Origin of the sequence: Pedobacter segetis (assembly GCF_016623585.1) — a bacterium.
Taxonomy (GTDB): domain Bacteria; phylum Bacteroidota; class Bacteroidia; order Sphingobacteriales; family Sphingobacteriaceae; genus Pseudopedobacter; species Pseudopedobacter segetis.
This window is the reverse complement of sequence record NZ_JAEHFY010000008.1, coordinates 163,719-171,071: the sequence shown is the minus strand read 5'-3', so window position 1 is coordinate 171,071 and position 7,353 is coordinate 163,719. Positions and strand designations below refer to the sequence as shown.

At 36.9% G+C, this 7,353-nt stretch carries 6 protein-coding genes; 2 read left to right on the top strand and 4 right to left on the bottom strand.

What is annotated here, in order from left to right:
- Nucleotides 1-33 precede the first annotated feature (33 nt).
- Together I5M32_RS16840 and I5M32_RS07430 are read right to left on the bottom strand one after the other, a co-directional pair.
- A complete protein-coding gene (locus tag I5M32_RS16840; RefSeq protein WP_262895591.1) occupies nucleotides 34-156 on the bottom strand; it encodes a hypothetical protein in 123 nt (40 codons plus the stop codon).
- 39 nt (nucleotides 157-195) lie between these two features.
- Nucleotides 196-1,818: a S8 family peptidase gene (locus I5M32_RS07430; protein ID WP_200585561.1), complete on the bottom strand. Its 1,623-nt coding sequence runs from the start codon at nucleotides 1,816-1,818 to the stop codon at nucleotides 196-198.
- A gap of 174 nt (nucleotides 1,819-1,992) precedes the next feature.
- Between I5M32_RS07430 and I5M32_RS07425 the strand changes: the two genes are divergently transcribed.
- Nucleotides 1,993-4,581, top strand: a complete 2,589-nt coding sequence (locus I5M32_RS07425; RefSeq protein ID WP_200585560.1) for a phosphatidylglycerol lysyltransferase domain-containing protein — start codon at nucleotides 1,993-1,995, stop codon at nucleotides 4,579-4,581.
- Nucleotides 4,582-4,777: 196 nt separating this feature from the next.
- On the opposite strand, the gene I5M32_RS07420 is transcribed toward I5M32_RS07425, so the two are convergent.
- On the bottom strand, nucleotides 4,778-5,395 hold the full coding sequence (locus I5M32_RS07420; RefSeq protein ID WP_200585559.1) for an alpha/beta fold hydrolase: 618 nt from the start codon (nucleotides 5,393-5,395) through the stop codon (nucleotides 4,778-4,780).
- 73 nt (nucleotides 5,396-5,468) lie between these two features.
- Nucleotides 5,469-6,239, bottom strand: coding sequence for an AcvB/VirJ family lysyl-phosphatidylglycerol hydrolase (locus I5M32_RS07415; RefSeq protein WP_200585558.1), 771 nt, complete (start codon nucleotides 6,237-6,239; stop codon nucleotides 5,469-5,471).
- Nucleotides 6,240-6,450: 211 nt separating this feature from the next.
- On the opposite strand from I5M32_RS07415, the gene I5M32_RS07410 reads away from it, so the two are divergent.
- Entirely contained in the window at nucleotides 6,451-6,861 is a 411-nt protein-coding gene (locus I5M32_RS07410) for a BrxA/BrxB family bacilliredoxin (protein ID WP_200585557.1), read from the top strand.
- The last annotated feature ends 492 nt before the right edge of the window (nucleotides 6,862-7,353 follow it).

The following is a 7,353-nucleotide window of genomic DNA, read 5'->3' as shown; positions in this document are numbered from 1 at the left end:
GCTGTTCTTCGCATCCTAGAACAGCTTCTTTTGCTATTTATCCTTGGGTACGCAATTAGGCACTTTTTTGCCATCTTTTTTCTTGGTACCTACTTGGTGGTAATCTTTCCAACAAGGGTCTTCTTTCTTTTTTTCTTTGTGCTTCGTTTTACTCATGGCTTTTGATTTATCAAATCAAAAACCAATTTTGTGCCATTATTTCTTTGCGGAAGTTTTTGCCATACTTTCTGCCAATTTAATGGCATTATAGGTATTAACCACACCGCCAGAAATACAAAGATCGCTAAACGGAACAGTTTTCTTATCTTTTCCTATCATCAGTTCTACAGGGTGGTTTACCTTCACAACTGATTGCATGATTGCGTTTTTTACTTCTGGGGCCGTTAGTTTTGGGAAATAACTTCTTATTAAAGTAGCCAAACCAGCAACAACCGGCGATGCCATACTGGTGCCGTCTTCTTCTGTATAGGTACTGTTTGGGGTGGTAGAATAAATACGTTCTCCTGGTGCAAAAACATCTACACTTGTTTTGCCATAATTAGAGAAACTTGCTTTCAAAGAGGCATCATCCGTTGGCCCAGAAGCACCAACTTCTATCCAAGAAGGAGCAGCGGTACCCGTTTGATCTGCATAGATCCTGTTAGGGTAGTTCTTGCTGCTTTCTAGATCCAGGTTCATATCATCGTTACCTGCAGCATGCACCAAAAGCACATCTTTAGAAACGGCATACTTTACGGCATCGTCAACCACATCTTTATGAGGAGAATATCCCTTACCAAAACTCATGTTGATTACTTTTGCGCCATTATCAACAGCGTATCTAATGGCATTGGCAACATCCTTATCTCTTTCATCGCCATTGGGCACAGCTCTTACAGACATGATAATAGCATGGTTGGCAACCCCTTTTATACCAAGGTTGTTATCTCTATTGGCACCAATTATTCCGGCTACGTGTGTGCCATGTAAGGCATCTGGGCCGGTTACATCGTTATTACCATAGATTTTTTGTCTAGGATCGTTCTCGTCATCCCCAACAATATCCCTTGGATTGTAATCTATATTGTAGTTATAATCTACTTGTTCTTTAAAATGATCAAAAGCGGCATCTATTTGTTCTTTCTTAAATGTTGCGAAATCTGGCTCTTCTTTCATCACGTTCAACATCACTTTTTTTACTTGTGCTTCGCCCCTTTCGGTTGGTTCAAAAGCTTCAAAATCTGCTAAAGCAGGGTTTTCTTTACCCATTTTCTTTACCATGTTTTCTAAAACGGTTTTAAAACCATAAATGCCGTTGAGGTTATTTTTGGCCTCGGTCAGTTTTTGGTTCAGTTCGTTTTTCATATTTAGGTATTTCAGATACTCGGCTTCATTTGTTTTAGAAAGGCTATCGGTACTTTTGTTCTCGTATTTAGGGTTTAATGCTCTTATCTGCCTTACCAGTTCCAAGGTCTCAAACTCAACATCGCCCTTTGGGCCACCCAAAAAATCCCAACCGTTAATATCATCTATATAACCGTTTTTATCATCGTCTTTACCATCTAACTTCTCTTTAGGGTTGGTATAGATAACGCTTTTTAGGTCTTCATGAGAAATATCTACCCCGCCATCAATTACCGCTACTACCACATTCACCGCTTTCTTGTTTTTTAAAAGCTCTTGATAGGCTTTTTCTGTACTAATGCCAAAAGTGGTATCAGAAACAAGATCTAGATTTTGCCAATTGGCTTTATAAGTTAGATTTTGTGCTTCGCTAATGAATGGCCCCATGGCCAGAGCAAGGGCAATGAAAAGATATTTTATTTTATTTTTAAACATATTATCTGTGTTTTTATTTTAGATTTTAATATTAACAATTTTTAAGTAGATTGAAACGAGATGCGTTATTTTTTATTTCGATAAATAACAAATCCAACAAAATGTTTACAATAAGATCAAATATTTTAAACCTTTTGATTAAAAAACCGCAAATTTGCGATTGAAATTATACCCATGATCAAAGCGAAAGATTTCTTATCCAAACTGGTTTACAACAAATTTTTATGGCAATTGGTTTTGGGCATTTTCATGATCGGGATGGCCATTTTCTTTATCAGGCATGAGCATATAGAAGTGCTGAAAATCAAAGATCAATTAGCTTATTGCAGCCCGTTTTATATTATCATAGGCATCTTGCTTACGTTAATTTACATAGCCGTACAAGGCTTAATGTATGTTTTTAGCTTTAAATCTTTAAATAAAAAGCTTTCTTTCTTTTTAGCTATCACGCTTTTTTTAAAGCGGAATTTTGTGAGCGTTTTTTTACCCGCAGGGGGCTTTTCTTCATTGGCCTTTTTCACAAAAGATATAGAAAACAAAGGGGTTACCAAGTCTCAGATACATTTGGCAAGTACCATATTTGGCTTTTGCAGCATTTTATCTGTGGTTTTAGTGGCTGTACCGGTTTTGGGCATAGCATTGCTTTTTACCAAGTTAGGCCTTGCAGAACTTCTTGGCTTTGTGTTTTTGTTGGTATTGACTGGTTTCTTCATCTATCTTATCTACTCGATCTCTAAAAAAGGGAAGGCCTACCAGTGGCTATCTAAAGTAAAACCATCCTCTGTTTCTATGATGGATGAGATGTTGGAAGAAAAAATCAACAGGAAAAACTTTTACCTCACGTTGGCAACTTCTATTTTGATCGAACTGATTGGCATTGCACACCTCTATATTTGTATGCTGGCTTTAGGTTTCGATGCGAGTTTACCGGCAGCCATAATTGGTTATATCGTAATGGTGATCTTATTGATAGCCTCTCCGTTTTTAAGGGGTTTGGGTGCAATTGAAGTTTCCCTTACCTTAGTATTACAACAATTTGGTTTCCCTATAATTGCCGCAGCTACCATTACCCTATTATTTAGGTTTTTCGAGTTTTGGCTTCCGTTGATCGCCGGTATCCTAAGTTTTATTACCAAAAAAGATAACATCTTATTAAGGATCCTGCCTGCCTTTATCATCCTGATTTTGGGCGTGGTCAACATCATATCGGCCATTAGCCCTGCAATACCCAGCAGGTTAAGGTTAGTGAAAAACTTATTACCAGAAGAATTAATAGTAACCAGCAACTCTATGGTTTTAATCTTCGGGCTAATTTTGGTTATCCTGAGCGTTTTCTTGCTACAAGGTTCTAAAAGAGCTTGGTACATGGCATTATCTCTTACCCTGTTTTCTGTAATTGGCCATTTACTAAAGGCCGCTGATTATGAAGAGGCCATATTGGCATTTGTGGCGGCAGCTGCCTTAATTTACACCAAAGGTTCTTATAAGCTAAAGCCACATCCTAAACTTGCTTATTTTAATATCTGGATAGTTTTTTATGCCGTTATAGCTTTTATAGCTTATGGTGTCTTAGGTTTTTATTTTATAGATAAACGCCATTTTGGTATAGATTTCACTTTTATAAATGCCTTTAGATCTGTATTAAAAATTTTCTTTTTGTTTGATGATAAAACCATTGTACCGCTAACAAAATTTGGTGCCCGTTTTATAATTTCCATTTATGTAGCAGGAGGCAGTGTGATATTGTTTTTGCTTTACTGTTTGCTGAGCCCTTATTTTTCTAAGCCTTATAATACGCCAGAAGAGTTTGAAGAAGCAAAGGATATTTTAAAGAAATGTGGCGTTTCTGCATTAGATTATTTTAAAACCTATCCCGATAAATTCTTGTTTTTTAATCACGATAGGACAGCTTTTATCAGCTTTAAGCTAACCAGGCATTTTGCCGTTGTTTTAGAAAACCCCGTAGCTATCAATGATGAGGAAAGAAAAAATATGCTGGTATTATTTGAGGCTTTTTGCGAAGAAAACGGCTTTATAAGCACCTATTACCGTGTTCCGCACCAATCTTTGGATCTTTATAAATCATTAAAGAAAAAAGCGATACCTATTGGTGAAGAAGCTATTTTAGATCTAGAGACCTTTAAACTAGAAGGTGGGAAAATGAAAACCACCAGAAGCGCTATAAGCAGGCTAAGCTCAGAAGGTTATGATTTTAAGGTTTATAAAGCCCCCATTAAAGATGGCTTACTACAAAAATTAGAAAAGGTATCTGATAATTGGTTAACCGAATTGGGCAAAAAAGAAGTTGCTTTTACCCAAGGTATCTTTGATACTTCTATTTTAAAGCACCAAACTATTTTAACCATAGAAGATCAAGAAGAAAAAGTATATGCCTTCTTAAATATCATCCCTGATTTTGCGCCCGGAGAAGCTACTTATGATCTGATCAGGAAAGTTAATGACGCACCAAATGGCGTTTTGGATATGTTACTGGCAAAAACTTTTATTTACTTACAAACCGAAGGTTTTAAATCTGTAAATATGGGCCTAGCACCAATGAGCGGCATGGAAAACGTAAACATAACGCAGAAAACCATCAAATACGCTTATGAAAACTTAAGGGCTTTTGGAGCTTTTAAAGGCCTAAGAAAGTATAAAGAGAAATTTTATCCATCGTGGGAAAAGAAATACCTCATTTACAATCATAATTACCATCTTTTCCAAGTGCCATCTGCTTTAAAAAGGGTTTCTGAAGGAAGTTAAATGAGTTCATTGGTTGTCAGTTTATTAGTCAATGGTTGATAGTTGATGGTCAATAGTGCGCAGTTAGGATGTATATTAATTTTGGCTCTTGTTTCTTAACTCTTGTTTCTTAACTCTTGCATCTTGTTTCTTAACTCTTGTTTCTTGCATCTTGCATCTTGTTTCTTGCATCTTTGCTCTCAAATCTTGATACTAATTACTTAACACTCAATAAAACCGTCCTTAATACCAAAGAAAAATCATCGTTATAATGGTGGTTGCCTTTGATTATTATTTTATGGATAGTTTTTGTTTCCTTTAATGCCGGTTTAAAATCACTATCGTCATCGCTACCAAAAACACAAGTTACCGGAAAAGCGATTTTTAAAAGTTCTGGGTAAACCTTATATTTTTCTTTATTAGAATCGCCTCCGCTATTTAACATATCCATCAGTTTAATTTCAAATGAAGTAGAAAAGCTAGGCGAAAGCAACACCATAGATTGGATGTTTTCTTTTAAAGATGGGTCCAAGTTTGATGGCAAAAATGAGCCAACATCGGCACCAAAAGAATAGCCTATAATGATCAGGTCCTTTTTGTTCCATTCTTTTTGATAGTAAACGATGGCCTTTTGCAGGTCTTGGGCAAATTTAGTGGGCGTTTTTTTACTCCAAAAATATTTATGGCTATCCAAACCCAAAACAGCCAATCCGTTCTTGTTTAAACCGTTAACCAATTGGGTAGAGAAATCGTTCCAGCCGCCATCTCCAGAGATATAAACCACAAGCGCTTTATTGCCAGTGCTTTTTAATAGCTTAAGGGGTAAATCGGGCAATTTATCTTGAGCCGTTGATCGTAAAAAAAATAACAGAACAAAACACACTAATAGACTACTGATAAGCTTAATTTTATTTTTTTCGCACATAATGTTTGATAAGGTTTTTCACGATGGTAGGGATAGCATCTTCGGTGTATTTATGCCCCCCGTTTAGTTCATATAAATGGAAACGCCTCTTATTAACGCCACTTAAAGGTTTTGGTTCTTCCTCTTTACCATAATAACAGCTAATGGGTAGCCTTATTTTTTCTACCTCTTTGGCAACTTTAAATTTACGGTTATCGCCTCCCAAATTTAAAAGATCGGCAGTATAAACCACAAAATCTGTAGAAGCAAAAGGCGATAGTAATATCAAAGACTTTACCCTGATTTTTTCTTTAAGGTTTAGGTTGCTATAAATAAACGGTACAACATCTGCACCAAAAGAATAACCGCATAAAACCACATTCTTACAATCAAAATTCTTAAGATAAACCTGTATTAAGGCAGATAGATCTTTACCTATTTGTTTTGGCGTTTTCTTATCCCAAAAATAAGACCTAGAATTAAAACCAAGGGTATTAAATCCATTCTCAGAAAAAGCCACCGCTAAATTATCATCAAAAGTTAACCAACCGCCATCCCCAGATAAGAAAACGATCATTGTTTTGGTGTTTTCTACTTTGGTAGGATATACGATAATGGGAAGATCAAAATCGGCCTTTGGGATACCCCTGTTTTTTGTAACCCTGTTTTTATTGAGGATGGCACAACCAGACGAAGAAATAACCACGGCAAACAGGCAAAAGAAAAAAATCTTCTGATGAAACGCATTGTTAACAGAGGCACCTATTTTTATCATTTTAATAATCCAAATATCATGATAAGCGATGATTATTTTAAGCGGATAGACCTTTTAATCAAAATTTAGTTTAACAAGAACACATTTATGACATCCTTTTGATAAGTACAATTGCCCAACAAAATTGAATACTTTACTTTTGTAGTGCTGTTGAATGTAATAAGTTTAGAAACTTTTAACAATCAACTTTTTACTTTTAATTTTAATAAAGATGTATCCAGAATATTTAGTTGCCCCAATGCGTACTGATTTAACCAGTGCCGGTTTTGAAGATTTAAAAAATGCGGAAGATGTTACCAAAGCCATAGAAAGCGAAGGGACTACTTTTGTGGTTGTAAACTCTGTATGCGGTTGTGCTGCTGCAAATGCCCGCCCCGCCGCAAAAATTGCCGCTGCCAACTCTAAAAAACCCACCAAGTTGATTACCGTTTTTGCAGGAATGGAAAAAGATGCCGTTGATGCGGCAAGGAACCATATGTTGCCTTACCCTCCGTCTTCACCATCTATGGCTTTATTTAAAGACGGTAAATTGGTCCATATCATAGAGCGTCATCAGATTGAAGGCCGCCCTGCACAAATGATTGCCGATAATTTGATCGGAGCTTTTGAGCAATATTGTTAGTTAGGCAGAAAGCTTAAAGCCTAAGGCTGAAAGCAAATATCTAATTTAATAAAAGTCGATTTGGTAATCCCAAATCGGCTTTTATTTTTTGAAATGCAAACAAAATATTTGGTTCTGCTACTTTCTCCGTTTTCACAAGAAACAAAATTCCCCCATTAAAGGTTAGTGAAGAAACTAACCAACATGGTTAAAACCGCATAAAGCAGAACAGTTTGTTATGCTGAGCGGATTAGAAGCATAAAGCCTAACGCCCCCCCTTCGACTCCGCTCTGGGTGACATTCCTTCGACTCCGCTCTGGGTAACATTCCTTCGACTCCGCTCTGGGTGACATTCCTTCGACTTCGCTCTGGGCGGCATTCCTTCGACTTCGCTCTGGGTGATGTTCACTTCCACTCCGCTCTGGGCAGCATCCCTTCGGCTTCGCTCTGGGTAATGTTCACTTCCACTCCAATCAGGGTAGCACACCTCCAATTGTGAATAATCGAGCTTTT

Excerpts from the sequence above, each read along its gene's own strand:
- I5M32_RS16840 (WP_262895591.1), bottom strand. The coding sequence starts at position 156 with ATGAGTAAAACGAAGCACAAAGAAAAAAAGAAAGAAGACCCTTGTTGG.
- I5M32_RS07430 (WP_200585561.1), bottom strand. The coding sequence starts at position 1,818 with ATGTTTAAAAATAAAATAAAATATCTTTTCATTGCCCTTGCTCTGGCC.
- I5M32_RS07425 (WP_200585560.1), top strand. The coding sequence starts at position 1,993 with ATGATCAAAGCGAAAGATTTCTTATCCAAACTGGTTTACAACAAATTT.
- I5M32_RS07415 (WP_200585558.1), bottom strand. The coding sequence starts at position 6,239 with ATGATAAAAATAGGTGCCTCTGTTAACAATGCGTTTCATCAGAAGATT.
- I5M32_RS07410 (WP_200585557.1), top strand. The coding sequence starts at position 6,451 with ATGTATCCAGAATATTTAGTTGCCCCAATGCGTACTGATTTAACCAGT.